Origin of the sequence: Streptomyces sp. NPDC085927 (genome assembly GCF_044540975.1) — a bacterium.
Taxonomy (GTDB): domain Bacteria; phylum Actinomycetota; class Actinomycetes; order Streptomycetales; family Streptomycetaceae; genus Streptomyces; species Streptomyces hirsutus.
In genome coordinates this window covers 1-26,412 of record NZ_JBITSN010000017.1, presented here as the reverse complement: position 1 = coordinate 26,412, position 26,412 = coordinate 1, and the positions used below count along the sequence as shown (strand labels likewise).

20 protein-coding genes are annotated in these 26,412 nt (G+C 71.7%); 16 read left to right on the top strand and 4 right to left on the bottom strand.

Annotated elements, in window-relative coordinates:
- Positions 1-18 precede the first annotated feature (18 nt).
- From ACIF80_RS31690 to ACIF80_RS31670, 5 genes are all read left to right on the top strand, one after another.
- The gene (locus ACIF80_RS31690) at positions 19-1,053 is read left to right on the top strand and encodes an ABC transporter permease (protein ID WP_399810910.1); all 1,035 of its coding nucleotides are present in this window, start codon (positions 19-21) and stop codon (positions 1,051-1,053) included.
- A complete protein-coding gene (locus ACIF80_RS31685; protein WP_399810907.1) occupies positions 1,050-1,985 on the top strand; it encodes a carbohydrate ABC transporter permease in 936 nt (311 codons plus the stop codon). Before ACIF80_RS31690 ends, ACIF80_RS31685 begins: the two co-directional genes overlap by 4 nt.
- Positions 1,986-2,114: 129 nt before the next feature.
- Positions 2,115-4,082, top strand: coding sequence for a DUF4434 domain-containing protein (locus ACIF80_RS31680; RefSeq protein ID WP_399810904.1), 1,968 nt, complete (start codon positions 2,115-2,117; stop codon positions 4,080-4,082).
- 26 nt (positions 4,083-4,108) lie between these two features.
- A complete protein-coding gene (locus ACIF80_RS31675) occupies positions 4,109-6,409 on the top strand; it encodes a glycosyl hydrolase family 95 catalytic domain-containing protein (RefSeq protein ID WP_399811180.1) in 2,301 nt (766 codons plus the stop codon).
- A gap of 36 nt (positions 6,410-6,445) precedes the next feature.
- A complete protein-coding gene (locus tag ACIF80_RS31670) occupies positions 6,446-7,159 on the top strand; it encodes a hypothetical protein (protein ID WP_399810902.1) in 714 nt (237 codons plus the stop codon).
- A gap of 88 nt (positions 7,160-7,247) precedes the next feature.
- Here ACIF80_RS31670 and ACIF80_RS31665 read toward each other — a convergent pair whose 3' ends face one another.
- Entirely contained in the window at positions 7,248-8,297 is a 1,050-nt protein-coding gene (locus tag ACIF80_RS31665) for a LacI family DNA-binding transcriptional regulator (protein WP_399810899.1), read from the bottom strand.
- 433 nt (positions 8,298-8,730) lie between these two features.
- On the opposite strand from ACIF80_RS31665, the gene ACIF80_RS31660 reads away from it, so the two are divergent.
- The 7 genes from ACIF80_RS31660 (at position 8,731) to ACIF80_RS31630 (ending at position 18,218) form a co-directional block, all read left to right on the top strand.
- Positions 8,731-10,671, top strand: coding sequence for an acyl-CoA dehydrogenase family protein (locus ACIF80_RS31660; protein ID WP_399810896.1), 1,941 nt, complete (start codon positions 8,731-8,733; stop codon positions 10,669-10,671).
- A gap of 192 nt (positions 10,672-10,863) precedes the next feature.
- The gene (gene dxr, locus ACIF80_RS31655) at positions 10,864-12,126 is read left to right on the top strand and encodes a 1-deoxy-D-xylulose-5-phosphate reductoisomerase (RefSeq protein ID WP_399810894.1); all 1,263 of its coding nucleotides are present in this window, start codon (positions 10,864-10,866) and stop codon (positions 12,124-12,126) included.
- Between the two features lie 8 nt (positions 12,127-12,134).
- Positions 12,135-13,427, top strand: coding sequence for a M50 family metallopeptidase (locus ACIF80_RS31650; protein ID WP_399811178.1), 1,293 nt, complete (start codon positions 12,135-12,137; stop codon positions 13,425-13,427).
- 196 nt (positions 13,428-13,623) lie between these two features.
- Entirely contained in the window at positions 13,624-14,781 is a 1,158-nt protein-coding gene (gene ispG / locus ACIF80_RS31645) for a flavodoxin-dependent (E)-4-hydroxy-3-methylbut-2-enyl-diphosphate synthase (protein WP_399810891.1), read from the top strand.
- A gap of 172 nt (positions 14,782-14,953) precedes the next feature.
- Complete coding sequence (locus tag ACIF80_RS31640; RefSeq protein WP_399810888.1) at positions 14,954-15,802, top strand: GNAT family N-acetyltransferase; 849 nt, start codon at positions 14,954-14,956, stop codon at positions 15,800-15,802.
- A 38-nt stretch (positions 15,803-15,840) separates the two neighbouring features.
- Positions 15,841-16,425 carry a GNAT family N-acetyltransferase gene (locus ACIF80_RS31635; protein ID WP_399810885.1) on the top strand — a complete coding sequence of 195 codons (585 nt, stop codon included), beginning with the start codon at positions 15,841-15,843 and terminating at the stop codon, positions 16,423-16,425.
- An 89-nt stretch (positions 16,426-16,514) separates the two neighbouring features.
- On the top strand, positions 16,515-18,218 hold the full coding sequence (locus ACIF80_RS31630) for a proline--tRNA ligase (RefSeq protein WP_399810882.1): 1,704 nt from the start codon (positions 16,515-16,517) through the stop codon (positions 18,216-18,218).
- Between the two features lie 422 nt (positions 18,219-18,640).
- On the opposite strand, the gene ACIF80_RS31625 is transcribed toward ACIF80_RS31630, so the two are convergent.
- The 3 genes from ACIF80_RS31625 to ACIF80_RS31615 form a co-directional block, all read right to left on the bottom strand.
- Positions 18,641-19,564, bottom strand: coding sequence for an aminoglycoside phosphotransferase family protein (locus ACIF80_RS31625; protein ID WP_399810880.1), 924 nt, complete (start codon positions 19,562-19,564; stop codon positions 18,641-18,643).
- A 93-nt stretch (positions 19,565-19,657) separates the two neighbouring features.
- Positions 19,658-20,125: a ferritin-like domain-containing protein gene (locus ACIF80_RS31620; RefSeq protein WP_399810877.1), complete on the bottom strand. Its 468-nt coding sequence runs from the start codon at positions 20,123-20,125 to the stop codon at positions 19,658-19,660.
- A 3-nt stretch (positions 20,126-20,128) separates the two neighbouring features.
- Complete coding sequence (locus tag ACIF80_RS31615; protein WP_399810875.1) at positions 20,129-20,701, bottom strand: hypothetical protein; 573 nt, start codon at positions 20,699-20,701, stop codon at positions 20,129-20,131.
- 389 nt (positions 20,702-21,090) lie between these two features.
- Here ACIF80_RS31615 and rimP point away from each other — a divergent pair, with 389 nt between their 5' ends.
- The 4 genes from rimP to infB all read left to right on the top strand — a co-directional run bounded on the left by rimP (position 21,091) and on the right by infB (position 26,264).
- Positions 21,091-21,636 carry a ribosome maturation factor RimP gene (gene rimP / locus ACIF80_RS31610; RefSeq protein WP_399810872.1) on the top strand — a complete coding sequence of 182 codons (546 nt, stop codon included), beginning with the start codon at positions 21,091-21,093 and terminating at the stop codon, positions 21,634-21,636.
- 2 nt (positions 21,637-21,638) lie between these two features.
- Entirely contained in the window at positions 21,639-22,625 is a 987-nt protein-coding gene (nusA, locus tag ACIF80_RS31605) for a transcription termination factor NusA (protein ID WP_399810869.1), read from the top strand.
- 102 nt (positions 22,626-22,727) lie between these two features.
- Positions 22,728-23,021: a YlxR family protein gene (locus ACIF80_RS31600; protein WP_399810866.1), complete on the top strand. Its 294-nt coding sequence runs from the start codon at positions 22,728-22,730 to the stop codon at positions 23,019-23,021.
- A gap of 150 nt (positions 23,022-23,171) precedes the next feature.
- Positions 23,172-26,264 (top strand): translation initiation factor IF-2, encoded by a 3,093-nt coding sequence (gene infB / locus ACIF80_RS31595; protein WP_399810863.1) that lies wholly within the window; start codon positions 23,172-23,174, stop codon positions 26,262-26,264.
- Positions 26,265-26,412 lie beyond the last annotated feature (148 nt).

The following is a 26,412-nucleotide window of genomic DNA, read 5'->3' as shown; positions in this document are numbered from 1 at the left end:
GAGGCAAGGAGAACCGCCGTGTCCCACAGCACGGTGCCTCGGACCGACGCCGAGGCCGACGCGACGGAGAACCCCCCGGTGGCGGAGACCGCCACCGGGGCGTCCCCGCCGAAACCACCCAGCGGCAGGCAGAGCCTGCGGGTGAGGCTCAGACGCGACCGCCTGCTGCTGCTGATGACGCTGCCGGCCGTGCTGCTGGTACTGCTCTTCAACTACGTTCCGATCCTCGGCAACGTCGTCGCATTCCAGGAGTACGACCCCTACATCAGCGACAACGGGATCGTCTCCATCCTGCACAGCCCCTGGGTGGGTCTGGAGAACTTCCAGCGGATCATCGAGGACTCCACCTTCTGGAACGCCGTGCGGAACACGCTGGTGCTGTTCGTCCTCCAGCTGGTGCTGTACTTCCCGATCCCCATCCTGCTCGCGCTGCTCATCAACAGCGTGGTCAGGCCCCGCGTCCGGGCGATCTCGCAGGCCATCCTCTACCTGCCGCACTTCTTCTCGTGGGTGCTGGTCATCGCCGTCTTCCAGCAGCTCTTCGGCGGTGCCGGAATCCTGTCCCAGCTGCTGCGCGCGCACGGGTACGACGGGCTCGACATCATGACCGACCCGGAAACCTTCAAATTCCTGATCACCGCGCAGAGCGTGTGGAAGGACGCGGGCTGGGGCATCATCGTCTTCCTCGCCGCGCTGGCCTCGGTCAACCCCGACCTGTACGAGGCCGCGGCGATGGACGGTGCCGGCCGCCGGCGCCGGATGTGGCACGTCACGCTGCCCGCGCTGCGGCCCGTGATCGCGCTGCTGCTGGTGCTGCGCGTCGGCGACGCGCTGACCGTCGGCTTCGAACAGATCCTGCTGCAACGGGACGCCGTGGGACCGGGCGCCGCCGAGGTGCTGGACACCTTCGTGTGGTGGAACGGCGTGCGCAACCAGGACTTCGGATACGCCGCCGCGGCGGGGCTGGTCAAGGGCGTCATCAGCCTCGGCCTGGTCCTCGCGGCGAACAAGGTGGCCCACCTCATGGGCGAGCAGGGGGTGTACAAGAAATGACCGCCGTGACCGACAAGCCCGTACGCACCCCGAGCCGGTGGGCGGCCCCGCCCCGGCCGGTGTGGGAGGAGAAGCCCAGCGGGGCCGGACTCGCGGCCAAGGGGCTGGTACTGCTCTTCGCCTGCCTGGCGATCCTGTTCCCCCTGTGGATCGTCGTCGTCACCAGCCTGTCCTCACGCAAGACCATCGACGAGGCCGGCGGGCTGGTGATGATCCCGAAGGACATCACCTTCATCGCCTACCAGGAACTGCTCAGCGGCGGCCAGGTGACCCGTGCCACGATCGTCAGCATCGTCATCACGGCCATGGGCACGCTGTTCTCGATGGCGGTGTCCGTACTGTGCGCCTACGGCCTGTCCCGCAGCGGATCCCTCGGCCACCGCTGGATCCTGATGGCGTTGCTGGCCACCATGTTCTTCAGCGCCGGACTCATCCCCACCTACCTGCTGGTGCAGTCCCTGGGCCTGACCGACACCTACCTCGCGCTGATCCTGCCCAGCGCGATCAGCGTCTTCAACATCCTGGTCCTGCGCGGCTTCTTCATGAACATCTCGCAGGAACTCATCGACAGCGCCCGCATCGACGGCGCGGGCGACTTCCGGATCCTGTGGCAGATCGTCATGCCGCTGTCCCGCGCGGTGATCGCCGTCATCACGCTCTTCTACGCCGTCGGCTACTGGAGCGCCTGGTTCAACGCCTCCCTGTACCTCAACGACCAGAACATGCTGCCGCTGCAGAACGTCATGATCCAGCTCGTCCAGAAACAGGAGGCCCCCGTCGGCCTCGGCCAGGCCATCAAGACCGGGCAACTGTCGGGACTGGCCGTCCAGATGGCCGTCATGGTCATGGCTCTGCTCCCGGTCGCCGTGCTGTCCCCCTTCGTCCAGAAGCACTTCAAGAAGGGCATGCTCACCGGCGCCGTGAAGGGCTGACCAAGGGGGCCCGGCCGACCGCCGCGGCTCCCCGCCGGCCGTCCCGCTCCCCGACACCCGCAGAACGAGGTAGGTCATGCACGCGTCCCGCACATCCCGTACGTTCCCCACCCGCGGGGAGCGTGTCTGATGCCCGGACTGGGCGACGCCACCCGCGGGCGCATTCTCTACGGCGGCGACTACAACCCCGAGCAGTGGCCCGAGGAGACCTGGCACGAGGACGTCCGCCTGATGCGGCAGGCCGGCGTCAACACCGTGACGCTGGGCGTGTTCTCGTGGGCGAAGATCGAACCCCGTCCAGGTGAAAGGGACTTCGGCTGGCTGGACCGGATCATGGACCTGATGGACGAGGCCGGTATCGGCGTCGTCCTCGCCACCCCGACGGCCTCGCCACCGCCCTGGATGGGGCACCTCCACCCGGACACCCTGCCCCGTGACGAGGAAGGCCGTACCGAGTGGTGGGGCGGCAGGCAGCACTTCTCGCACTCCAGCGCCACCTACCGCCGCTACGCCGCCGCCATCACCGAGGACCTGGCCGCCCGCTACGCCGGCCACCCGGCCCTCACCATGTGGCACATCAACAACGAGTACTGCACCTACGACTGGAGCGACGAGGCCGCCGCCCGCTTCCGCGACTGGCTCCGCGACCGCCACGGCACCCTCGACGCCCTCAACACCGCCTGGGGCACCGCCTTCTGGAGCCAGGGCTACGGCGACTGGGCCGAGGTCATGCCGCCCCGCCACCCGCACTACCTGAAGAACCCCGCCCAGGTGCTGGACTTCAAACGGTTCACCTCCGACATGCTCCTGGAGTGCTGCACCGCCGAACGCGACATCGTCCGCCGGCACACCCCGCACCTCCCGGTCACCACCAACTTCATGCCGCTGTGGGTGGGGCAGGACGCCTGGCGCTGGGCCGAGGAGGAGGACGTCGTCTCCGTCGACCTCTACCCCGACCCGCGCGACCCCTTCGGCGCCCAGGAGGGCGCCCTGGTCCAGGACATGACGCGCTCCCAGGCCCGGGGACCCTGGATGCTCATGGAACAGGCGGCCGGACCGGTCAACTGGCGCGGGGTGAACCACCCCAAGCCCCGCGGCCTCAACCGCCTGTGGTCCCTGCAGGCGGTGGCACGCGGCGCGGACGCCGTCTGCTACTTCCAGTGGCGCCAGTCCCGGCAGGGCGCGGAGAAGTTCCACTCCGGGATGGTGAGCCACGCGGGCGAGCGGGGCCGTACGTACCAGGAGGTCACGCGGCTCGGCGCCGACCTGGCGCGGATCGCCCCGCACGTCACCGGCACGCACAGCACCGCCGGTGTCGCCGTACTGCACGACTGGCACTCCTGGTGGGCCGGGGACCAGGACGCCCGGCCGTCCCGCGAGGTCGACCACCCCGGCATGCTGCGCGCCTGGCACCGCGCCCTGTGGCAGGCCCACCTCACCGCCGACTTCGCCCACCCCGAACACGACCTGTCGGCCTACCCGTTGGTCGTCGTCCCCCAGCTCTACCTGCTCACGGACACGGCCGTCGACAACCTCCTCGCTTACGTACGCGGCGGCGGCACCCTCGTCTGCGGCTTCCTGACCGGCGTCGCCGACGAGGACGACCGGGTACGGCCCGGCGGCATGGACGCCCGGCTGAGGGACCTCTTCGGCATCCGCACCCTGCACGAGTGGTGGCCGCTGGACGCGGGGGAGACCGTCGCCTGCGAGGGCTTCCGCGGCACCCTGTGGTCCGAGGAACTGGAGGCCGACGGCACCGCGGACGCCACCACGCCCTACAAGGGCGGCGAACTCGACGGACTGCCCGCCGTCCTGCGCAAGGGGCGTGCCTGGTACGTCTCGACGCTCCCGGAGCCCGAGGCGCTGCGCGACCTGCTCACCCGGATCGCCGCCGGCGCGGGCGTGCGGCCCGTGCTCGACGGGCTCCCCGACCAGGTCGAGGCGGTACGCCGGGGCGACCTGCTGTTCCTGCTCAACCACGGCCGCGAACCGGTCGCCGTCGACCTGCCGGGCACCCGTCACGACCTGCTCACCGGCACCGACGTCACCGACCGGGTCACCCTCGAACGCCACGGCGCGGCGGTGCTGCGGCCATGAACGCACCCGTGAACGCACCCCTGGACATGCCCCCGGGCACGCCCGTGAACGGGACCGCACCCGTCCACGGGACCTGGGAACCGCGGCCCGCCGCCCGCTGGGAGGACGCCTTCCTGAGCGGGAACGGCCACCACGGCGCCCTTGTGTTCGGTGACCCGGACGACGAACGGGTCGTCGTCACCCATCACACCCTGGTCCGTCCGGTCGGCACCGACGAGGACCGGCTGCCGCCCCGGCTGGCCGACGAACTCCCCGCCCTCCAGGACCGGTTGCTCGCCGGGGACACGCGCGCCGCCGAGACCTTCACCGACGGCCGCCCGCTCCAGTGGGTACGGCCCTTCCATCCGGCCTTCCAGGTGCGCCTGCGCCGGCCCGGCGACGCCCGGGACGACACCGGGGCCCCGCCGTTCCACCGCCGCGCCGTCGGCTTCCGCACCGGCGTGGCGGAGGCCGTCCGCGCCGATCGGACCGGCCGCGTCTTCGTCTCCCGCGCCGACGACGTGATCGTCCAGTACGTCACCGGGCCGGACCTCACCCTCGACATCCGCCTGGACCCCCGCCTCCCCGGCGCCCCCGGCGCGCTCGGCATCGGACACGGGGCCGTCCTCACCGCCGAGGGCGCCCTGCTGAGCCTGCGCGCCCGTTACCCGGACAGCGACCTCGCGTACACCGGCGTCACCCTGGTCGCCGTCACCGGCGGCGCGACGACGCTCGCCCCGCCGGGCGTGCGGGTCGAGGGCGCGCGCTCCGTACTCCTGCTCACCCGGGTACGCCGGCACACCGGGGAGACGGACGTGGTCGCCGAGGGACGCGCCCTGCGGGACCTGCTCACCGAAGGCGAAGGCGAAGACGAAGGCAATCGCGGGACCGAAGAGGTCTCGGCGGCACCCGGGTCCCTCGCCGAGGCGTACGAGGCCCTCCTCACCCGCCACCTGTCCCTCCACCGCACCGCCTACGATCGCGTCACCCTCGACCTGGCCGCCGACCCGGCCGAACGCGCCCGGCCAGGATCGGAGTTGCTGGCCCGGCCGCGCAGTGCCGCCCTGCTCGAACGCCTCTTCGCAGCCGGCCGCTACCACCTGCTGTCCTCCGGCGGCCTGTTCCCGCCCCGTCTCACCGGTCTGTGGACCGGCGACTGGGACACCGCCTGGTCCGGCGCCTTCACCAACGACGCCAACCTCAACCTCCAGACCGCCTCCGCCGCCGCGGCGGCCCTCCCCGAGGTCACCGAGGCACTGGCGTCACTCGTCCAACGCCAGCTGCCCCACTGGCGGGACAACGCCCGTGAGGTCTTCGGGACCCGGGGCGTGGTCGCACCCGCGCACTCCGACGGCGAGTCCGGACACTCCTACCACTTCAACCGCGCATACCCGCTGCACCTGTGGACGGCGGGCGCCGACTGGCTCCTCGGACCGCTCGTCGACCACGACGAGACCCGCGGCGAGCACGATCCCCGCACCACCGCCGTCCTCGCCGAAGTCGCCCTGTTCTACGAGGACTTCCTCACCCGCACCGACGACGAGGGCCGGCTGGTCGTCGTCCCCTCCTACTCGCCCGAGAACCGCCCCGCGAACGCCGGCTGGGGCACGGTCAACGCGGCCATGGACCTCTCGGCCGCCCGGCACGCGCTGCGCACCGCCGCCGACCGCCACCCCGAGCACGCCGACCGCTGGCGGGCCCTCGCCGACCGGCTCCCGCCGCACCGGATCAACGCGGACGGGGCACTGGCCGAATGGGCCCGGCCGGACCTCACCGACGCCTACGACCACCGCCACCTCAGCCACCTCTACGCCGTCTGGCCGCTGCACGAGATCACCCCCTACGACACCCCGGACCTGGCGGCCGCCGCCCACCGCGCCCTCGAACTGCGCGGCCCCGAGAACGACTCCGCCCACGGCCACCTGCACCACGCCCTGATCGCCGCCCGTCTCCGCGACGCCGAACGGGTCACGAGCGCCCTCGGCAGGGTCCTCGACGGCGACTTCTTCCACGCCTCCCTGATGAGCGCGCACTACCCCCACCGCGACGTCTACAACGCCGACGCCGCCCATACCCTCCCGGCCGTGCTGATCGAGGCGCTCGTGCAGTCCACCCCCGGCCGGCTGGTCCTGCTGCCCGCCCCGCCCGCGGAGTACCCGCGCGGGGCGCTGCACGGCGTACGGACCCGCTTCGGCGCCGTCCTCGACCTCACCTGGAGCGAGGACGGCGCCACCGCCGTGCTGCGCCCCACCCGCACCGTCCGCATCGAACTGAGGACTTCCGACGGCGCCGAGCCGCTCGACCTCGTCGCCCACGAAGACCGCGTCCTCACCCTGAAGGCGCGGTGACATCGGCGATCTCCCCCCACCCATGGAAGGAACCCCATGGCACCAAGCATCACGAGCAGGATCGGCAAGGTCCTGGCAGTGCCCGCCGTCGCCCTCGGCCTCACCGTCGGCGTGGCCTCCGCCCCCGCCCAGGCCGCGGTCTGGAGCTCCTGCGACCAGTGGGGCAACACCACGCTGAACGGCTACATCCTCTACAACAACATCTGGGGATCCGGCGCCGGCAGCCAGTGCGTCTGGGCCAACTCCGGCACCAACTGGGGCGCTTGGGCCAACCACCCCAACACCGGGGGCATCAAGTCGTACCCGAACGCCAAGAAGGTGATCAACAAGCCCATCGACTCGCTGCGTTCGCTGACCAGCAGCTACAACGTCGCCGTCCCGTCCGCGGGCGCGTACAACACGTCGTACGACATCTGGGACACGGACTACGACTACGAGATCATGCTCTGGGTCAACCAGTACGGCCCCGTCGGCCCGCTCGGCAGCCCGCAGGGCACGGTGGCCCTCGGCGGCCACACCTGGAACGTCTACAAGGGCGACAACGGCGCCAACGAGGTCTTCTCGTTCCTGCGCACGTCCAACTCCACGTCCGGGACCGTCAACATCCTGCCGATCCTCGACTGGATCAAGGACACCAAGGGCTGGATGGGCAACGAGACCATCGGCGACGTGCAGTTCGGCTACGAGATCACCTCGTCGTCCGGCGGACTGGACTTCCGGACCGACAACCTGACGGTCAGCAGCAGTTGAACCAGGCCTCCGTGGGGTGGGCGGCCGACCGGGCGCCCGCCCCACGGAGGAGCGACGGCGCGGCGGGGCGGGAACCGGGCGGCGCGGGTCACGCGCGGGCGGGCGCCGGACCCGAGCTCGCCCGGACCGTCAGCTCGGGAGCGATCAGGACGACCTCGTCCCCGTCCCGCCCGTCGAGCTTGGCGACCAGGTGCTCCACGGCGTACCGGCCCATCTCCTGCGCGGGAATGGCGACCGACGTCAGCCGCACCGAGGCCTGGACGGCGACCTGTTCGGGGCAGACGGCGACCACCGAGACATCCTCCGGCACGGCCCGCCCCTGCTGCCGCAACAGGGCGAGCAGCGGCTCGACCGCCGACTCGTTCTGCACGACGAACCCGGTGGTGCCCGGACGCTCGTCCAGGATCCGGGCGAGTGTCAGGGCCATCGCGTCGTACCCGCCCTCGCACGGCCGGTGCAGCAGCCGCACCCCCAGCTCCCGTGCACCGGAGCGCAGGCCGTCCAGGGTGCGCTCGGCGAAGCCGGTGTGCCGTTCGTACACGGCGGGGGCCTCGCCGATGACGGCGATGTCGCGGTGCCCCAGCTTCGCCAGATGCTCCACGCAGAGCGCACCGGTGGCCCGGAAGTCGAGGTCGACGCAGGTCAGGCCGGAGGTGTCGGCGGGCAGTCCGATCAGCACCGCCGGCTGGTCGGCGCGTACGCCCGGCCGCGCTCCACCGGGGGTGTCCCCGCCGCGCAGCAGCGGCAGCCGCTCGTCCTCGAGTTCGACGTCCATCAGGATCATCCCGTCGGCGAGTCCGCTGCCCGCGACGCGGCGCACCGCGTCGGGGCCCTCCTCGCCGGTGAGCAGCAGGACGTCGTACCCGTGGGCACGGGCCGTGGTGGCCACGGCGATGGCGATCTCCATCATCACGGGCACGTACATGTCCGTCCGCAGCGGGACCATCAGCGCGATGATGTTCGACCTGCTGCTGGCCAGGGCGCGGGCCCCGGCGTTCGGGTGGTACCCGAGCTCGCGGATGCTCTCCTCGACCCGCTGCCGGGTGTTCGCGGAGATGGACCTCTTGCCGCTGAGGACATAACTCACCGTGCTCGCCGAGACTCCGGCGTGCTGGGCGACCTCAGCGAGGGTGACCATCCAGCTCTCCAATTGTTGTGAAGCGCTTCGACAGTGCGCCAGGACGATGGGGCGGTTGAGGGTGGTTCGACCGGTGACTCGACCCTAATACCAGCACGGGTGCGTGTCCATACCGCTGTCGAAGCGCTTCGACAGAAGAGGGTGCCGATGTGCCCGTCGCGACGTGGGCGGGGTGCGGGCCGGACCCCGTGGCACCCAGGTTGCCACGACCGCGCCGCCGTCACTCCCACGGGGCCCGGCAGGGCCCGGGGGCCGCGGCGGGTCCGCCGAACGGGTGCACGAAGGGTGGCGAGGTCGCTACGAATCAGGTACATACGTACGAGTAGCACCAGTCGGTAACGTACACCCCCAAGATCGCACGAAACGATCCCCGGGGCCGGTGCCGAACCCCTTACATTCCCCATACCCTCCGATACGCGGCGAGGTGAGCCTCATGTCCGCAACACCCGAGTCTCCGTCCCGACCCACCGTCACCGAACGTGAGGCCCGCCAGGTCGCGGAAGCCGCCCGGGAGCAGGACTGGCGCAAGCCCAGCTTCGCCAAGGAACTGTTCCTCGGCCGCTTCCGGCTCGACCTCATCCACCCCCACCCCCTCCCGGCCGGCGAGGACGCCGAACGCGGCGAGGAGTTCCTGGCCAAGCTCCGCGACTTCTGCGAGACGCGGATCGACGGAGCCCTGATCGACCGCGAGGCGCGCATCCCCGACGAGGTGGTCACCGGCCTCAAGGAACTCGGCGCCTTCGGCATGAAGATCGACACCAAGTACGGCGGCCTCGGCCTGACGCAGGTCTACTACAACAAGGCCCTCGCCCTGGTCGGCTCCGCCAGCCCCGCGATCGGCGCCCTGCTCTCCGCCCACCAGTCGATCGGCGTCCCGCAGCCGCTGAAGATGTTCGGCAGCCAGGAGCAGAAGGACACCTTCCTGCCGCGCTGCGCCCGCACCGACATCTCGGCCTTCCTGCTCACCGAGCCCGACGTCGGATCCGACCCGGCACGGCTCGCCACCACCGCCGTGCCGGACGGCGACGCTTACGTCCTCGACGGCGTGAAGCTGTGGACGACCAACGGCGTGGTCGCCGATCTCCTCGTCGTCATGGCCCGCGTGCCGAAGTCCGAGGGCCACCGGGGCGGCATCACCGCGTTCGTCGTGGAAGCGGACTCCGAGGGCATCACCGTCGAGAACCGCAACGCCTTCATGGGCCTGCGCGGCCTGGAGAACGGCGTCACCCGCTTCCACCGCGTCCGGGTCCCCGCCGCCCACCGCATCGGCGAGGAGGGGCAGGGCCTGAAGATCGCGCTCACCACGCTGAACACCGGACGGCTGTCCCTGCCCGCGATGTGCGTCGGCGCCGGGAAATGGTGCCTGAAGATCGCCCGCGAATGGTCGGCGGCCCGCGAGCAGTGGGGCAAGCCGGTGGCGCTGCACGAAGCCGTCGGCTCGAAGATCGCGTTCATCGCGGCGACCACCTTCGCCCTGGAGGCCGTGCTCGACCTCTCTTCGCAGATGGCCGACGAGAACCGCAACGACATCCGCATCGAGGCCGCGCTCGCCAAGCTGTACGGCTCGGAGATGGCCTGGCTGATGGCCGACGAACTGGTCCAGATCCGCGGCGGACGCGGCTTCGAGACCGCCGACTCCCTCGGGGAGCGCGGAGAACGGGCGGTCCCCGCCGAGCAGATCCTGCGCGACCTGCGCATCAACCGCATCTTCGAGGGCTCCACCGAGATCATGCACCTGCTGATCGCGCGGGAGGCCGTCGACGCCCACCTGTCGGTCGCCGGTGACCTCATCGACCCCGAGAAGACCCTGGGCGACAAGGCGAGGGCAGGGGCGAACGCCGGCCTCTTCTACGCGAAGTGGCTGCCCAGGCTCGTCACGGGCCCCGGACAGCTCCCTGGGACCTACGGCGAGTTCAAGCACGGCATCGACCTGTCGCCGCATCTGCGGTACGTCGAGCGCGCGGCCCGCAGGCTCGCCCGCTCCACCTTCTACGCCATGTCCCGCTGGCAGGGCCGGATGGAGACCAAGCAGGGCTTCCTGGGCCGGATCGTCGACATCGGCGCCGAACTGTTCGCGATGAGCGCCGCCTGCGTCCGCGCCGAGCTCCTGCGCACCCGCGGCGAGAACGGCCGCGAGGCCTACCAGCTCGCCGACGCCTTCTGCCGCCAGTCCCGTGTCCGCGTCGAGGAACTCTTCGGCCGGCTGTGGACCAACACCGACGACATCGACCGCCGGGTCGTCAAGGGCGTGCTCTCCGGCACGTACACCTGGCTGGAGCAGGGCGTCGTCGACCCCTCGGGCGACGGCCCCTGGATCGCGGACGCCGCGCCCGGCCCGAGCGCCCGGAAGAACCAGCACCGGCCGATCCGCTGAGGCGGCCGGCCGCGGTGGCCCGTGGCGGCCGGCGCGGGTGATGCCGGGGAGGCCGGGAGGAGCCGGGAGGAAGAAGGGAAGGAACAGGGCCGGAGGGGGCGGCCCCGACGGCGGGACCCCGGCACGGACCACGGCGCACAAGCTGCCGGGGCGGGGCCCCGGCAGTCCCCGCGACCGGACACAATGGAGTCCATGACCGACGCTCCAGCTCCGCTCGCCGACCCGCACCTGGTGTACGACCCCGTGGCGGGGGACGGCCCCAAGGACGTGGTGATCCTCGGCTCCACCGGGTCGATCGGCACCCAGGCCATCGATCTCGTACTGCGCAACCCCGACCGCTTCCGCGTCACCGGCCTGTCAGCCAACGGCGGCCGCGTCGCGCTCCTCGCCGAACAGGCCCACCGGCTGCGGGTGCGCACGGTCGCCGTCGCCCGCGAGGACGTCGTCGGCGCGCTGCGCGACGCGCTGGCCGCGCGGTACGGCGCGGGGGAGCCGCTGCCCGAGATCCTGGCCGGAGCGGACGCGGCCACACGGCTCGCCGCCTCCGACTGCCACACCGTCCTCAACGGCATCACCGGCTCCATCGGACTGGCCCCGACCCTCGCCGCCCTGGAGGCGGGCCGCACCCTCGCGCTCGCGAACAAGGAGTCGCTGATCGTCGGCGGCCCGCTGGTCAAGGCGCTGGCGAAGCCGGGACAGATCATCCCGGTCGACTCCGAGCACGCCGCGCTGTTCCAGGCGCTGGCCGCCGGAACCCGCGCGGACGTCCGAAAGCTCGTCGTCACCGCGTCCGGCGGCCCCTTCCGCGGCCGCACCAGGGACGAACTGGCGAACGTCACCGTCGAGGACGCCCTGGCCCACCCCACCTGGGCCATGGGCCCGGTGATCACGATCAACTCCGCGACCCTCGTCAACAAGGGCCTCGAAGTCATCGAGGCACACCTCCTGTACGACATTCCCTTCGATCGCATTGAGGTGGTCGTACACCCGCAGTCGTATGTCCACTCGATGGTTGAGTTCACGGACGGATCGACACTGGCCCAGGCGACGCCCCCCGACATGCGCGGGCCCATCGCCATCGGCCTCGGCTGGCCCGAAAGGGTCCCCGACGCCGCCCCGGTCTTCGACTGGAGCAAGGCGTCCACCTGGGAGTTCCACCCCCTCGACAACGAGGCCTTCCCCTCGGTGAACCTGGCCCGGCACGTGGGCGGGCTCGCGGGAACCGCCCCGGCGGTGTTCAATGCGGCGAACGAGGAGTGCGTGGAGGCGTTCCGCGCCGGCGCGCTGCCGTTCAACGGGATCATCGATACGGTCATCCGGGTGGTGGAGGAGCACGGCACCCCCCGGCCGGGAACCTCTTTGACGGTCCCGGACGTCCTCGAAGCGGAGACCTGGGCGCGAGCGAGGACCCGGGAACTGACAGCCCGTACGGCGAGCGCGGAGGCGCGTGCATGACGACCCTGATGTTCATCCTCGGCATAGTCGTCTTCGCGGTCGGCCTGCTGGTCTCGATCGCCTGGCACGAGCTGGGCCACCTGTCCACGGCCAAGATGTTCGGCATCCGTGTGCCCCAGTACATGGTCGGCTTCGGCCCGACCATCTGGTCCCGGCACAGGGGCGAGACCGAGTACGGCATCAAGGCGATCCCGTTCGGCGGCTACATCCGCATGATCGGCATGTTCCCGCCCGGCGCGGACGGACGCCTGGAAGCCCGCTCCACCTCACCGTGGCGCGGCATGATCGAGGACGCCCGCTCCGCCGCCTTCGAGGAACTGCAGCCCGGCGACGAGAAGCGCCTGTTCTACACACGGAAACCCTGGAAACGGGTGATCGTGATGTTCGCGGGCCCGTTCATGAACCTGATCCTCGCGGTCGCGCTGTTCCTCACCGTGCTGATGGGCTTCGGCGTCCAGCAGCAGACCACCACCGTCAGCTCGGTCTCCCCCTGCGTCATCTCGCAGAGCGAGAACCGCGACACGTGCGAGAAGTCCGACCCCCGGTCCCCGGCCGAGGCGGCCGGGATGAAGGCGGGCGACAGGATCGTCGCGTTCAACGGCGTCCGGACCGACGACTGGGGCACGCTCTCCGACCTCATCCGCGACAGCGCCGGAAAGGCCGTGCCGATCGTCGTCGACCGTGACGGCCAGGAGGTCACCCTCCAGGCGGACATCGCCACCAACCTGGTCGCCAAGAAGGACTCCGACGGGCTCTACGTCGAGGGCGAGTACGTCAAAGCCGGCTTCCTCGGTTTCAGCGCGGCCACCGGCGTCGTCAAGCAGGACTTCGGCGACTCCGTGGTCTGGATGACCGACCGGGTCGGCGACGCGGTCGACTCCCTGGCCGCCCTGCCGTCCAAGGTACCCGCCCTGTGGGACGCCGCCTTCGGCGACGGCCCGCGCGAGCAGGACTCCCCGATGGGCGTCGTCGGAGCGGCCCGGGTCGGCGGCGAGATCGCCACGCTCGACATCCCGGCCTCGCAGCAGATGGCCATGTTCGTGATGCTGCTCGCGGGCTTCAACCTCTCCCTGTTCCTGTTCAACATGCTCCCGCTGCTGCCCCTCGACGGCGGGCACATCGCGGGCGCCCTGTGGGAATCGCTGCGCCGCAACCTCGCCAGGGTGCTGCGCCGCCCCGACCCGGGCCCGTTCGACGTGGCGAAACTGATGCCGGTGGCCTATGTGGTGGCCGGTGTCTTCGTCTGCTTCACCCTCCTCGTCCTCGTCGCGGACGTGGTGAACCCGATACGGATCTCGTAGGGCCTGTCCGGTGGGCATCCGCCGGACACCTGCCGTTCACGATGGCCTGGAACCCTTTCGTTCCGGGCCATCGCCCTTTGGGTGGGTTTACGACCGGGATGTGCCGGGGCCGATGGCCGTGCCGTAATCTCGGAGCGCGGAGCCCGCTGCTCACCGGGAGCCGGACCTTGATCCACGACTTGGGGTTGCACAGCAGATGACTGCGATTTCTCTCGGCATGCCGTCCGTTCCGACCACACTCGCTCCGCGGCGCAGGAGCCGGCAGATCCAGGTCGGGTCGGTGGCGGTGGGTGGGGACGCGCCGGTGTCGGTGCAGTCGATGACGACGACGCGGACCTCGGACATCGGGGCGACGCTGCAGCAGATCGCGGAGCTGACGGCGTCGGGCTGTCAGATCGTGCGGGTGGCGTGTCCCACCCAGGACGACGCCGATGCGCTGGCGACGATCGCGCGCAAGTCGCAGATTCCGGTGATCGCGGACATTCACTTCCAGCCGAAGTACGTGTTCGCGGCGATCGAGGCGGGCTGTGCGGCGGTGCGGGTCAACCCGGGCAACATCAAGCAGTTCGACGACAAGGTCAGGGAGATCGCGCAGGCGGCCGGGGAGCACGGCACGCCGATCCGGATCGGGGTGAACGCGGGCTCGCTGGACCGGCGGCTGCTGAAGAAGTACGGCAGGGCGACGCCGGAGGCGCTGGCGGAGTCGGCGCTGTGGGAGGCGTCGCTGTTCGAGGAGCACGGCTTTCGGGACATCAAGATCTCGGTCAAGCACAACGATCCGGTGGTGATGGTGGAGGCCTACCGGCAGCTGGCCGCGCAGTGCGACTATCCGCTGCATCTGGGGGTGACCGAGGCGGGTCCGGCGTTCCAGGGCACGATCAAGTCGGCGGTGGCGTTCGGGGCGCTGCTCTCGCAGGGGATCGGTGACACGATCCGGGTCTCGCTGTCGGCGCCGCCGGTGGAGGAGGTCAAGGTGGGGCTGCAGATCCTGGAGTCGCTGAATTTGAAGCAGCGGGGTCTGGAGATCGTGTCGTGTCCCTCCTGTGGCCGGGCGCAGGTCGATGTGTACAAGCTGGCGGACGAGGTGACGGCGGGTCTGGAGGGGATGGACGTGCCGTTGCGGGTCGCGGTGATGGGCTGTGTGGTGAACGGTCCGGGGGAGGCGCGGGAGGCGGATCTGGGGGTGGCCTCGGGCAACGGCAAGGGGCAGATCTTCGTGAAGGGTGAGGTGATCAAGACCGTTCCGGAGTCGAAGATCGTGGAGACCCTCATCGAGGAGGCCATGAAGATCGCCGAGCAGATGGAAGCCGACGGCGTGGCCTCCGGCGAACCCCAGATCTCGGTCGCCGGCTGACGAAGCCCGTCGGACCCGTCAGGCCCGTCTGCCCGCTCGGGCCGGTCGCCCGGCCCGTCCTGCCCGGAGAACCTCCGGGCAGGACCGTTTCCCTCCCGCGGAGCGGCAGCACACAAATTCGACGGGTACAGTGCGGAAACCAGCAGACCCAAGTGTGTGAGGCCCCCCGCACGTGTTGACGCAGACCACCTCCCGGGTCCTCGAACCGAGCGACCTGGACGCCGCCCTCGCCATCCTCGACCGCGAGCCGGTGGCGAACGCTTTCGTGGCATCCCGGGTGCAGGTCGCAGGCCTGGACCCGTGGCGGCTCGGCGGCGAGATGTGGGGCTGGTACGAGGACGGCATGCTCACGTCCCTGTGCTACGCGGGCGCCAACCTGGTCCCCATCTGCGCCACCCCCCGGGCCGTCCGCGCCTTCGCCGACCGTGCCCGCCGGGCCGGCCGCCGCTGCTCCTCCGTCGTCGGCCCCGCGACCCCCACCGCCGCACTGTGGCGGCTGCTCGAACCCCAGTGGGGCCCCGCCCGCGAGGTCCGCGCCCACCAGCCCCTGATGGTCGCCGACCGCCTGCCCGAGAACATCACCCCGGACCCCTACGTCCGCCGCGTCCGCAAGGACGAGATGGAAAAGATCATGCCGGCCTGCGTGGCGATGTTCACCGAGGAGGTCGGAATCTCCCCGCTGGCCGGCGACGGCGGCCTGCTCTACCAGGCCCGGGTCGCCGAACTCGTCGGCGCCGGGCGAGCCTTCGCCCGCTTCGACGCCGAGGGCAAGGTCGTCTTCAAAGCCGAGATCGGCGCCGCCACCGACCGCACCTGCCAGATCCAGGGCGTATGGGTGGCACCCGAACACCGGGGCAGGGGCGTCGCCGCCCCCGGCATGGCGGCAGTGCTCCGCTACGCCCTCGCGGACGTCGCCCCCGTGACGAGCCTCTACGTCAACGACTTCAACACCGCCGCACGCCGGACCTACCAGCGAGTGGGGTTCCAGGAGGTCGGCGAGTTCATGAGCATCCTGTTCTGACCTCACGGTCTCCCACCGCCCCCTGTAGTCTCCCCGGCATGCTGCGCTTTCCCGGTCACGGGCACTTCCGTCCCGACGACATCGTGATCGGCCCCCTCGACCTCGCCGCCCACGTCGACGAGGCGCTGGCGGTCCAGGCGAAGGCGTTCGGCCTCGGCCCCGACGAGGTCGCCGTACGCCGGCAGATCGTGCTGCGCCACATGACCCTGCCGGGAGCCAGAGCCTTCGGTGCCACCGTCACCGGCCGTCTCGTCGGCTTCGTCTACGGCATGCCCAACGACCGCGCCCACTGGTGGTCCACGGTCGTCGAACCCCACCTGCGTGCCCGGGGCCTCGACGACTGGCTCGACGGCTCCTTCGTCATCACCGAACTGCACGTCCACCCGCGCTACCAGAAGCACGGCATCGGCCGCTCCCTGATCACCACGATCACCGACGGCGCCGACGAACCCCGTTCGATCCTCTCCGCCATCGACATCGAGAGCCCCGCCCGAGGCCTGTACCGCTCCCTCGGCTACGAGGACCTCGCCCGCCGCGTCCACTTCCCCAGCGCCGCCAAGCCGTACGCCGTGATGGGCGCCCCCCTGCCGCTCCGGCGCGCGCAGGGCCGGAAGGGGCAGTAGGGCCGCAGGGGCCGTAACCGATTTCCACCGGCCCGTCCCGCCCCGCTAACCTCCAGTCATCACCCAGACGCAGCAGGAGTACGAGAACCATGGCGAACGCACCGGTCCAGCGCATGTCCCAGTTGATGGCGAAAACGCTGCGCGACGACCCGGCGGACGCCGAGGTCCTCAGCCACAAGCTGCTCGTCCGCGCGGGGTATGTGCGCCGCACCGCCGCCGGCATCTGGAGCTGGCTGCCCCTCGGCAAGAAGGTCCTCGCCAACGTCGAACGCGTCGTGCGCGAGGAGATGGACGCCATCGGCGCCCAGGAGGTACTGCTCCCCGCCATCCTGCCGCGTGAGCCCTACGAGACGACCGGCCGCTGGGAGGAGTACGGCCCCGAGCTGTTCCGCCTCCAGGACCGCAAGGGCGGCGACTACCTCCTCGGCCCCACCCACGAGGAGATCTTCACCCTCCTGGTGAAGGACCAGGCGTCCTCCTACAAGGACCTGCCGGTGATCCTCTACCAGATCCAGAGCAAGTACCGCGACGAGGCCCGCCCCCGCGCGGGCATCCTGCGCGGCCGCGAGTTCCTGATGAAGGACTCGTACTCCTTCGACCTCGACGACGAGGGCCTGACCCGGTCCTACGGTCTGCACCGCCAGGCGTACCAGCGGATCTTCGAGCGCCTCGGCCTCGACTACCGCATCTGCGCCGCCACCGCCGGTGCGATGGGCGGCTCCAAGTCCGAGGAGTTCCTCGCCCCCGCCGAGGCCGGTGAGGACACCTTCGCGGACTGCCCGAACTGCGACTTCGCCGCGAACACCGAGGCGATCTCCTACGAGCTGAAGCCCGTCGACGGCTCCGCCGTCCCGGCCGCCGAGGACATCCCGACGCCCGACACCCCCACCATCGAGACCCTCGCCGCCTCGCTCGGCGTCCCCGCCTCGGCCACGCTGAAGAACCTGCTGGTCAAGGTCGACGGCGAGATCGTCGCCGTGGGTGTTCCCGGCGACCGGGAGGTCGACCTGGGCAAGGTCGAGGCGCACTTCGCCCCGGCCGCCGTCGAACTGGTCACCGCCGAGGACTTCGTCGGCCGCCCCGACCTGGTGCGCGGCTACGTCGGCCCGCAGGGCCTGGAGAAGGTCCGCTACATCGCCGACCCGCGCGTGGCCCCGGGCACGGCCTGGATCACCGGGGCCAACAAGGCCGACACCCACGCCAAGAACGTGGTCGCAGGCCGTGACTTCGAGGTCGGCGCGTACGTGGACGTCGTGGTGGTCGAGGAGGACGACCCCTGCCCCAAGTGCGGCACCGGCCTCCGGCTCGACCGCGCCATCGAGATCGGCCACATCTTCCAGCTGGGCCGCAAGTACGCCGATGCCCTCAAGCTCGACGTCCTCGGGCAGCAGGGCAAGCCCGTCCGCGTCACCATGGGCTCCTACGGCATCGGCGTCTCCCGCGCGGTGGCGGCCCTGGCCGAGCAGACCGCCGACGACAAGGGCCTGTGCTGGTCCAAGGAGGTCGCCCCCGCCGACGTCCACGTGGTCGCCGCGGGCAAGGCCCTGCAGACCGAGCTCGCCCTCGACGTCTCCGCCCGGCTCGCCGCCGCCGGCGTCCGCGTCCTGGTCGACGACCGCGCGGGTGTCTCGCCGGGCGTGAAGTTCACCGACTCCGAGCTGATCGGCGTCCCGCAGATCCTGGTCGCCGGCCGCCGCGCGGCCGAGGGCGTCGTGGAACTCAAGGACCGCCGCACGGGCGAGCGCGAGGAACTGACCGTCGAAGAGGCGATCGCCCGCCTGACCGCTCACTGACGGGACCCGCGGCCGGGCTTCGGAGAGCCGGGGCAGGCCGTGGACGGTCCGTGGACCCGCCCCGGGTCCGCGGCGTGTCCCGGGTGGGCCGTGCACGGGACTCCGGTCAGCAAGCCCGGGAGGCACGCCGACCGGACCACCGCGCCCCTTGCCGTCACAACCGGCAGGGGGCGCGTCCGCCCGACCGCCGATGAGCGGGCCACCACCTCCGCGGATCCGCACGGCCTCCCGCACCACGCGGCCGCACGAACTCCCGCGACGGTGAAGCGCGTCCCGCCTTCCGTCCCCGCCTGCATCCCTCCCGCCACCCGTCTGCATCCCGTACGCGGACGACCCTCCGCCCTGCGGTGTCCCCCCACCGCCCGGAGGGCGTGGGAGGTGCCCCCGGCACCGGACGCCGCGCGCCGGTCCGCCGCGATGCGTCAGACGTCCCTCTGGAGCCAGCCCGCGAACTCCAGCAGCAGTTCCGCGTCCCGTTCGCGGCCGACCCGACGGGCCCGCACCCCCGACTCCACCGCGCGGAACAGGGCCCAGCCGCGCAGGCGTTCCCGGTCGACTTCCAGGGACTCCGCGAGGCGCTTCACCCGGCGGCGGGTCGTCGCCGCGCCGGAGGGCTGGGCGATGAGGTCCTCCACACGGTCGCGGACCAGCCGGGCCAGGTCGAAGGCGTGCTCGCCCACCACCGGGTCCGGGCCCACCGCCAGCCACGGCATCCGCCCGGCGGAGAGCACCTTGCTCTGCCGGAACGTGCCGTGCAGCAGCCGGTGCTCGGGCGGCGCGGCCAGCAGCTCCTCGCGCGCCGCCAGCGCCGCGGACACCAGCGGTGCCACCTCGGGGGAGCCCGCGGCACCCGCCCGCATCGCCTCGGCCTGCCGGCCGGTCCGCTCGGCCACCGTCTCGAAGGCGTGAGCGGCGTCCCCGGCGGGCGGCTCGACCCACAGCCGCCGCAGCGTCGCGGCAGCCTCCAGCAGCGCCTTCGCCTCCGGCAACGACCGTACCGAGACATCCGGATGCAGTCGCTCCAGCAGCAGCGCCCCGTCCGGGGAGGAGGGCTCCAGCAACCGGACCGTGCCCAGCCCGTTCCAGTGGGCCAGCGCGGCCCGCTCGCTCTCCGGCCGGGACCGCGCGGGGGCCAGTTTCAGCACGGCGGGCGTGTCGTCGGCCGTCCGCACCAGCACCACCAGGCTGCTGCGACCTCCGGGCACCTGCACCCGTTCCACGGTCAGCCCGCGCAGTGCGACGGCTTCGCGCGCCGCCCCGGGCAGCTTCTCCAGCCAGTCCGCACCGTCGCCGGGAGCCGTCTCACCCAGCGCCCTCACCAGACGCTGCGGCGGTTCGAAGACCATGCGCGAGCCGTTCCCTTCGTTCCCTTCGTGCCGTACGCGGCACCTGCCGCCGCCCCCTCACGCCGCTCCGGCACGCCCTCGCGTGCGGTCCCCTCACACCGCCGGTACCGACGGAGCCTCCGAGGACGGCCCGGCCCGCTCGACGAGCCCAGGGAAGGCTACGCTCTCCCCGCTCCAGCGCACCGCCCGCACCGTGGCCTCCCGCAGCGCCTCGGCCGCCGCACGGCGCCGCTCGCCCCCGCTCGCACGCACCAGGTCCGAGTACACCCCGGCCACCCGGTTCTCCAGCTCCGCCGCGAGCCGCACGGCCGCAGCCGTGTCCGGTACCTGGAACGGCAGCGCGTACCCCGCGGCCGCGGCCACGGGATCGGCGCCCGCGTCCTTCACCTCGCGCACCAGCGCATCCCGGCGCGCGCGGTGCGCGTCGTAGGCCGAGCGCGCGTCCGCGCGCCGGTCGGCGGCGATCCGCCCGCCGACGACCCCGTATCCGTACACCGCCGCGTGCTCCGCCGCCAGAGCCGCCTGGAGCGCCCGCAACTCCCGGTCCTTCGCCTCGCTCACCCGTCAGCCCTCCGTCAGCAGAAACACATGTGCCGCGCCGGCCGCCGCCACCGACGCCAGCAGCCTGGCCAGCTCGGCCGGCGCATCGAGCAGTGCCTCCAGGCGCCGGTCGGCGATCTCCCGCTCGACGGCGGCGAGCCCGGAGAGGGCGTCCTTCTCCTTCGTGGGCACCGGCACCGGCGACGAGGCGGACGGCACCGGCGACGAGGCGGACGGCACCGCCCCGGTGGGCACCGGCGACTCCGGCGACTCCGGGGCCGAACCCGCCGCGGTCCCGAGACTCTCGAAGGCCTTGGCGTGCCGCACGGCGTTCTCGCGCAACGGACCCAGCCGCCGCGCGAGCCCGGCGTGCGCCGCGATCACGGCGTCGTACCGCTCGGCCAGCTCGCGGCTGTCGCGCGCCGCACGCGCGCGTGCCCGTTCGGCGGCCGGGGGAGGAGGAGGGCTGCCGGCAGCGGGACCGGCATCCCGGGACCCGGCGGAACAGCCCGCCGCGAGCAGGGCCGTCGGGACGACGGCGAACAGGCTCCTTCTGCGCGGCCCCGTACGGGCGCGCGGAGCAGGGGGAAACGGCACGGCAGACGTCCTCGGGGGCTCGTACGGAACGTGGCGACGGAAACGTGAGAAGGGCCCCCGGGCCCTGCCGCCGGACCCCCGTCCGCCGGGCGACGCCACGCACGCGCTCCCACCGCGCCGGACCCTGACCCGAGTACACCCGGTACGAGGTTCAGGACCCGGGGCGCCGGGAACACGCACCTGACGCCGTCCGGCCCGCCCTTCGGCGGACGAGGGGAGTTCGACGACAGGGCCTAGGCCCGTGATCACGGTACCCGTGCATCTCCCCGCCGGCGCTCAGCGGCACCCTCCGGCACCGGGTGGACGGCATCACCCCCCGCGACCGGATACCCTTTGACCAGACACGCGCCCCATCCCACAACAGCACACGCGGCCGAGGAGTCACCCGGATGAGCAGCACCCAGAGCGAGAGGCTTCGAGAACTTCTGGAACCGCTCGTCAGCTCGCAGGGCCTCGATCTCGAGGAGATCGCCGTGGACACGGTCGGCCGCAAGCGGGTGCTGCGCGTCGTGGTCGATTCGGACACCGGCGCGGATCTGGACCGCATCGCCGATGTGAGCCGCGAGCTCTCGGCGAAGCTCGACGAGACCGACGCGATGGGCAGCGGTGAGTACACCCTCGAGGTCGGAACCCCGGGCGCCGAACGTCCCCTCACCGAGCACCGGCACTACGTGCGCGCCACGGGCCGCCTGGTGGGCTTCCGGCTGACGGCGGGCGACGAACTGGTCGCCCGGATCCTGCGGACCGACGACGACGGCCTCGACCTCGAGGTGCCCGGGGTCAAGGGCCGCAAGCCCACCGCGCGCCGGCTCGCCTTCGACGAGATCGACAGGGCGCGCGTCCAGGTCGAGTTCAGCCGCAAGGACGACAAGTCCGCCGCGCAGGACGTGACCGGAACCGACGACACGAACGACGAGACGGAAGAGGAGGCGTAGCCGTGGACATCGACATGAGCGCCCTGCGGGGTTTGGTACGGGAGAAGGAGATCTCCTTCGACCTGCTGGTCGAGGCCATCGAGTCGGCCCTCCTCATCGCCTACCACCGCACCGAGGGAAGCCGCCGCCACGCGCGCGTGAAGCTCGACCGGGAGACCGGGCATGTGACGGTGTGGGCGAAGGAGGACCCCGAGGACCTCGACGAGGGCCAGGAGGCCCGTGAGTTCGACGACACCCCGTCCGACTTCGGCCGCATCGCCGCCACCACGGCCAAGCAGGTCATCCTGCAGCGCCTGCGCGACGCCGAGGACGACGCGACGCTCGGCGAGTACGCCGGCCGTGAGGGCGACATCGTCACGGGCGTGGTCCAGCAGGGCCGCGACCCGAAGAACGTCCTGGTCGACATCGGCAAGCTCGAGGCCATCCTGCCGGTGCAGGAGCAGGTGCCCGGCGAGACCTACTCGCACGGACTGCGGCTGCGCAGTTACGTCGTCCGGGTGGCGAAGGGAGTGCGCGGCCCGTCCGTCACCCTGTCGCGCACACATCCCAATCTGGTGAAGAAACTCTTCGCCCTGGAGGTGCCGGAGATCGCCGACGGCTCGGTGGAGATCTCCGCCATCGCCCGCGAGGCCGGCCACCGTACGAAGATCGCCGTCCGCTCCACCCGGTCCGGGCTGAACGCCAAGGGCGCCTGCATCGGCCCCATGGGCGGCCGCGTGCGCAACGTGATGGGCGAGCTGAACGGCGAGAAGATCGACATCGTCGACTGGTCGGACGACCCGGCCGAGATGGTGGCCAACGCGCTCTCCCCGGCCCGCGTCACCAAGGTGGAGGTCGTGGACCTGGCGGCCCGGTCCGCCCGGGTGATCGTGCCGGACTACCAGCTTTCCCTGGCGATCGGCAAGGAGGGGCAGAACGCCCGCCTGGCCGCCCGTCTGACCGGCTGGCGCATCGACATCCGGCCGGACACGGAACAGCCCGGGGAATAGATCCAAGCCGCCGTTCGCTGAGATCACGACAGTCTTGTGTGCGGCACGTGTTCGATACTTGCCCCAAAGGGGTGAGGTCGGTCCGGGGAGGTAGACTTAGGAGTGTCTGGCCGGACACCTACCCACGCGCGCCCCGAGCGCACCTGCGTGGGCTGCCGGGAGCGAGCGGTCAAGAACGAGCTGCTGCGGATCGTGACGATCGAGGATGCGTGCGTCCCCGATCCACGCGGTACGCTGCCCGGCCGGGGTGCGTATGTGCATCCCGCCCCGGTCTGTCTTGACCAGGCGGTGCGCCGAAGGGCGTTTCCGCGGGCGCTCCGCGTCCCGGGACCGCTCGACGTAAAGGCGTTGCGCCACTACGTCGAGCAGGCACAGGGTTGCGACAGCAATCCGTAAGAAGACATGCCGTGCGGAACCCCCCGTGCGGTCTGGTACCTCGCGAGTCGAAAGCAGGTCGAGATTGCGATGAGCACTCGATGAGTACGCGATGAGTACGCCCATGAACTAGCGACGGTCCGGACGCAACCCGGACCTCAGAGGAGCGAAGTGGCTAAGGTCCGGGTCTACGAACTCGCCAAGGAGTTCGGTGTCGAGAGCAAGGTCGTCATGGCCAAGCTCCAAGAGCTCGGTGAATTCGTCCGTTCGGCGTCTTCGACGATCGAAGCGCCTGTAGTACGCAAGCTGACCGACGCGTTCCAGCAGGGCGGGGGCAACGGCAAGTCCGGTGCCAAGCCCGGCGCGCCCAGGAAGGCCGCGCCCAGGCCCGCGCCGTCCCCGGCGCAGGCACGTCCGGCAGCACCGCGGCCGCCGGCCGCACCCAAGCCCCCCGCGGCGCAGCAGCCCGCGGCCCCGTCGGCGCCCGCTCCGACGACCTCCGGTCCGCGTCCGACGCCGGGGCCGCGCCCCGCGCCGCGTCCGGCACCGGCGGCCCCGGAGTTCCAGGCCCCGCCGGCCGCCGCTCAGGCCCCGCCGGCCGCCGCTCAGGCTCCGTCCCAGGCTCAGGCTCCGGCTCCGGCCGGACCGAAGCCCGGCGGCGCGCGCCCCGGCGCCCCCAAGCCCGGCGGTCGTCCCGCCGGCCAGGGCGGTCAGGGCAGCCAGGGTGGTCAGGGCGGCCGTCCGGCCGGTCAGGGCCAGCGCCCCGGTGGCGGCGGTCAGCGTCCGGGTGGACGCCCGGCCGGTCCGCGTCCGGGTAACAACCCCTTCACCTCCGGTGGCTCCACCGGTATGGCCCGCCCGCAGGCCCCCCGCCCGCAGGGCGCGCGTCCCGGCGGTCCCGGTGCCCCCGGCGCCGGTCCCCGTCCCCAGGCCCCCGGTGGCCAGGGCGGTGGCGGTCCGCGTCCGCAGGCTCCGGGCGGGCAGCGTCCCTCCCCGGGCTCGATGCCGCGTCCGCAGGGCGGTCCCCGTCCCGGTGGCGGCCCCGGCGGTCCGCGTCCCAACCCCGGCATGATGCCGCAGCGTCCGGCTGCCGGCCCCCGTCCCGGTGGCGGTCCCGGCGGTGGCCGTGGTCCGGCCGGTGCCGGTCGTCCCGGCGGCGGTCGTCCCGGCGGCGGCGGTGGCTTCGCCGGTCGCCCGGGTGGCGGCGGCGGTGCTCCCGGTCGTCCCGGTGGCGGCGGCGGTTTCGCCGGTCGTCCCGGTGGCGGCGGTGGCTTCGGTGGCGGCGGTGGCCGTCCCGGCTTCGGTGGCCGTCCCGGCGGTCCCGGTGGCCGTGGTGGCACGCAGGGCGCCTTCGGTCGTCCCGGCGGTCCGGCCCGTCGTGGCCGCAAGTCGAAGCGGCAGAGGCGCCAGGAGTACGAGGCCATGCAGGCCCCGTCGGTCGGCGGCGTGATGCTGCCTCGCGGCAACGGCGAGAGCATTCGCCTGTCGCGCGGTGCCTCGCTCACCGACTTCGCGGAGAAGATCAACGCCAACCCGGCGTCGCTCGTCGCGGTCATGATGAACCTCGGCGAGATGGTCACCGCGACCCAGTCCGTCTCCGACGAGACGCTCCAGCTCCTCGCCGGCGAGATGAACTACACGGTTCAGATCGTCAGCCCGGAGGAGGAGGACCGCGAGCTGCTCGAGTCCTTCGACCTGGAGTTCGGCGAGGACGAGGGCGGCGAGGACGACCTGGTGGTCCGTCCGCCGGTCGTCACCGTCATGGGTCACGTCGACCACGGCAAGACCCGCCTCCTCGACGCCATCCGCAAGACGAACGTCATCGCGGGCGAGGCCGGCGGCATCACCCAGCACATCGGTGCCTACCAGGTCGCGACCGAGGTCAACGACGAAGAGCGCAGGATCACCTTCATCGACACCCCGGGTCACGAGGCGTTCACCGCCATGCGTGCCCGTGGTGCGCGGTCGACCGACATCGCGATCCTGGTCGTCGCGGCCAACGACGGCGTCATGCCGCAGACGGTCGAGGCGCTCAACCACGCGAAGGCGGCCGAGGTTCCGATCGTCGTCGCGGTCAACAAGATCGACGTCGAGGGTGCCGACCCGACCAAGGTGCGCGGTCAGCTGACCGAGTACGGCCTCGTGGCCGAGGAGTACGGCGGCGACACCATGTTCGTCGACATCTCCGCCAAGCAGGGTCTGCACATCGACAGCCTCCTGGAGGCCGTCGTCCTCACCGCCGACGCCTCGCTCGACCTGCGGGCCAACCCGACGCAGGACGCGCAGGGCATCTCGATCGAGTCCCGGCTCGACCGCGGCCGCGGTGCCGTGGCGACCGTCCTCGTCCAGCGAGGCACCCTGCGGGTCGGCGACACGATGGTGGTGGGCGACGCCTACGGCCGCGTGCGCGCCATGCTCGACGACAACGGCAACAACGTCGCCGAGGCCGGCCCGTCGACGCCGGTCCAGGTCCTGGGCCTGACCAACGTCCCGGGTGCGGGCGACAACTTCATCGTCGTCGACGAGGACCGTACGGCCCGTCAGATCGCCGAGAAGCGCGCCGCCCGTGAGCGCAACGCCGCGTTCGCCAAGCGCACGCGCCGCGTGTCGCTGGAGGACCTGGACAAGGTGCTCAAGGCCGGCGAGATCCAGCAGCTGAACCTGATCATCAAGGGTGACGCGTCCGGATCGGTCGAGGCCCTCGAGTCCTCGCTGCTCCAGCTGGACGTCGGCGAAGAGGTCGACATCCGCGTCCTGCACCGCGGCGTCGGTGCGGTCACGGAGTCCGACATCGACCTGGCGATGGGCTCGGACGCCATCGTGATCGGCTTCAACGTGCGCGCCGCTGGGCGGGCACAGCAGATGGCCGAGCGCGAAGGCGTGGATGTCCGGTACTACTCGGTCATCTACCAGGCGATCGAGGAGATCGAGGCGGCCCTCAAGGGCATGCTCAAGCCGGAGTACGAAGAGGTCGAGCTCGGCACGGCGGAGATCCGCGAGGTCTTCCGCTCGTCCAAGCTGGGCAACATCGCGGGTGTTCTCATCCGCTCCGGCGAGGTCAAGCGCAACACCAAGGCGCGCCTCATCCGCGACGGCAAGGTCATCGCGGAGAACCTCAACATCGTCGGTCTGCGTCGCTTCAAGGACGACGTCACCGAGATCCGCGAAGGCTTCGAGGGCGGTATCAACCTCGGGAACTTCAACGACATCAAGGCCGACGACGTCATCGCGACCTACGAGATGCGCGAGAAGCCGCGGGTGTAACACCCCACGGTGTGTGCCGGGCGGCGGGGGCGCCGGCCCCCCCCCCCCGGCGGGGGGGGGGGGGGCGGCCCGCGGGGGGGGGGGGGGGCCCCCACCCCCGGCCCCGGGGGGGGGAGCGCCCCCCCCCGGGGCCCCCCGCGGGAAATAA

Coding starts and splice junctions, on each gene's coding strand:
- ACIF80_RS31685 (WP_399810907.1), top strand. CDS start 1,050: ATGACCGCCGTGACCGACAAGCCCGTACGCACCCCGAGCCGGTGGGCG.
- ACIF80_RS31680 (WP_399810904.1), top strand. CDS start 2,115: ATGCCCGGACTGGGCGACGCCACCCGCGGGCGCATTCTCTACGGCGGC.
- ACIF80_RS31675 (WP_399811180.1), top strand. CDS start 4,109: ATGCCCCCGGGCACGCCCGTGAACGGGACCGCACCCGTCCACGGGACC.
- ACIF80_RS31670 (WP_399810902.1), top strand. CDS start 6,446: ATGGCACCAAGCATCACGAGCAGGATCGGCAAGGTCCTGGCAGTGCCC.
- ACIF80_RS31665 (WP_399810899.1), bottom strand. CDS start 8,297: ATGGTCACCCTCGCTGAGGTCGCCCAGCACGCCGGAGTCTCGGCGAGC.
- ACIF80_RS31660 (WP_399810896.1), top strand. CDS start 8,731: ATGTCCGCAACACCCGAGTCTCCGTCCCGACCCACCGTCACCGAACGT.
- dxr (WP_399810894.1), top strand. CDS start 10,864: ATGACCGACGCTCCAGCTCCGCTCGCCGACCCGCACCTGGTGTACGAC.
- ACIF80_RS31650 (WP_399811178.1), top strand. CDS start 12,135: ATGTTCATCCTCGGCATAGTCGTCTTCGCGGTCGGCCTGCTGGTCTCG.
- ispG (WP_399810891.1), top strand. CDS start 13,624: ATGACTGCGATTTCTCTCGGCATGCCGTCCGTTCCGACCACACTCGCT.
- ACIF80_RS31635 (WP_399810885.1), top strand. CDS start 15,841: ATGCTGCGCTTTCCCGGTCACGGGCACTTCCGTCCCGACGACATCGTG.
- ACIF80_RS31630 (WP_399810882.1), top strand. CDS start 16,515: ATGGCGAACGCACCGGTCCAGCGCATGTCCCAGTTGATGGCGAAAACG.
- ACIF80_RS31625 (WP_399810880.1), bottom strand. CDS start 19,564: ATGGTCTTCGAACCGCCGCAGCGTCTGGTGAGGGCGCTGGGTGAGACG.
- rimP (WP_399810872.1), top strand. CDS start 21,091: ATGAGCAGCACCCAGAGCGAGAGGCTTCGAGAACTTCTGGAACCGCTC.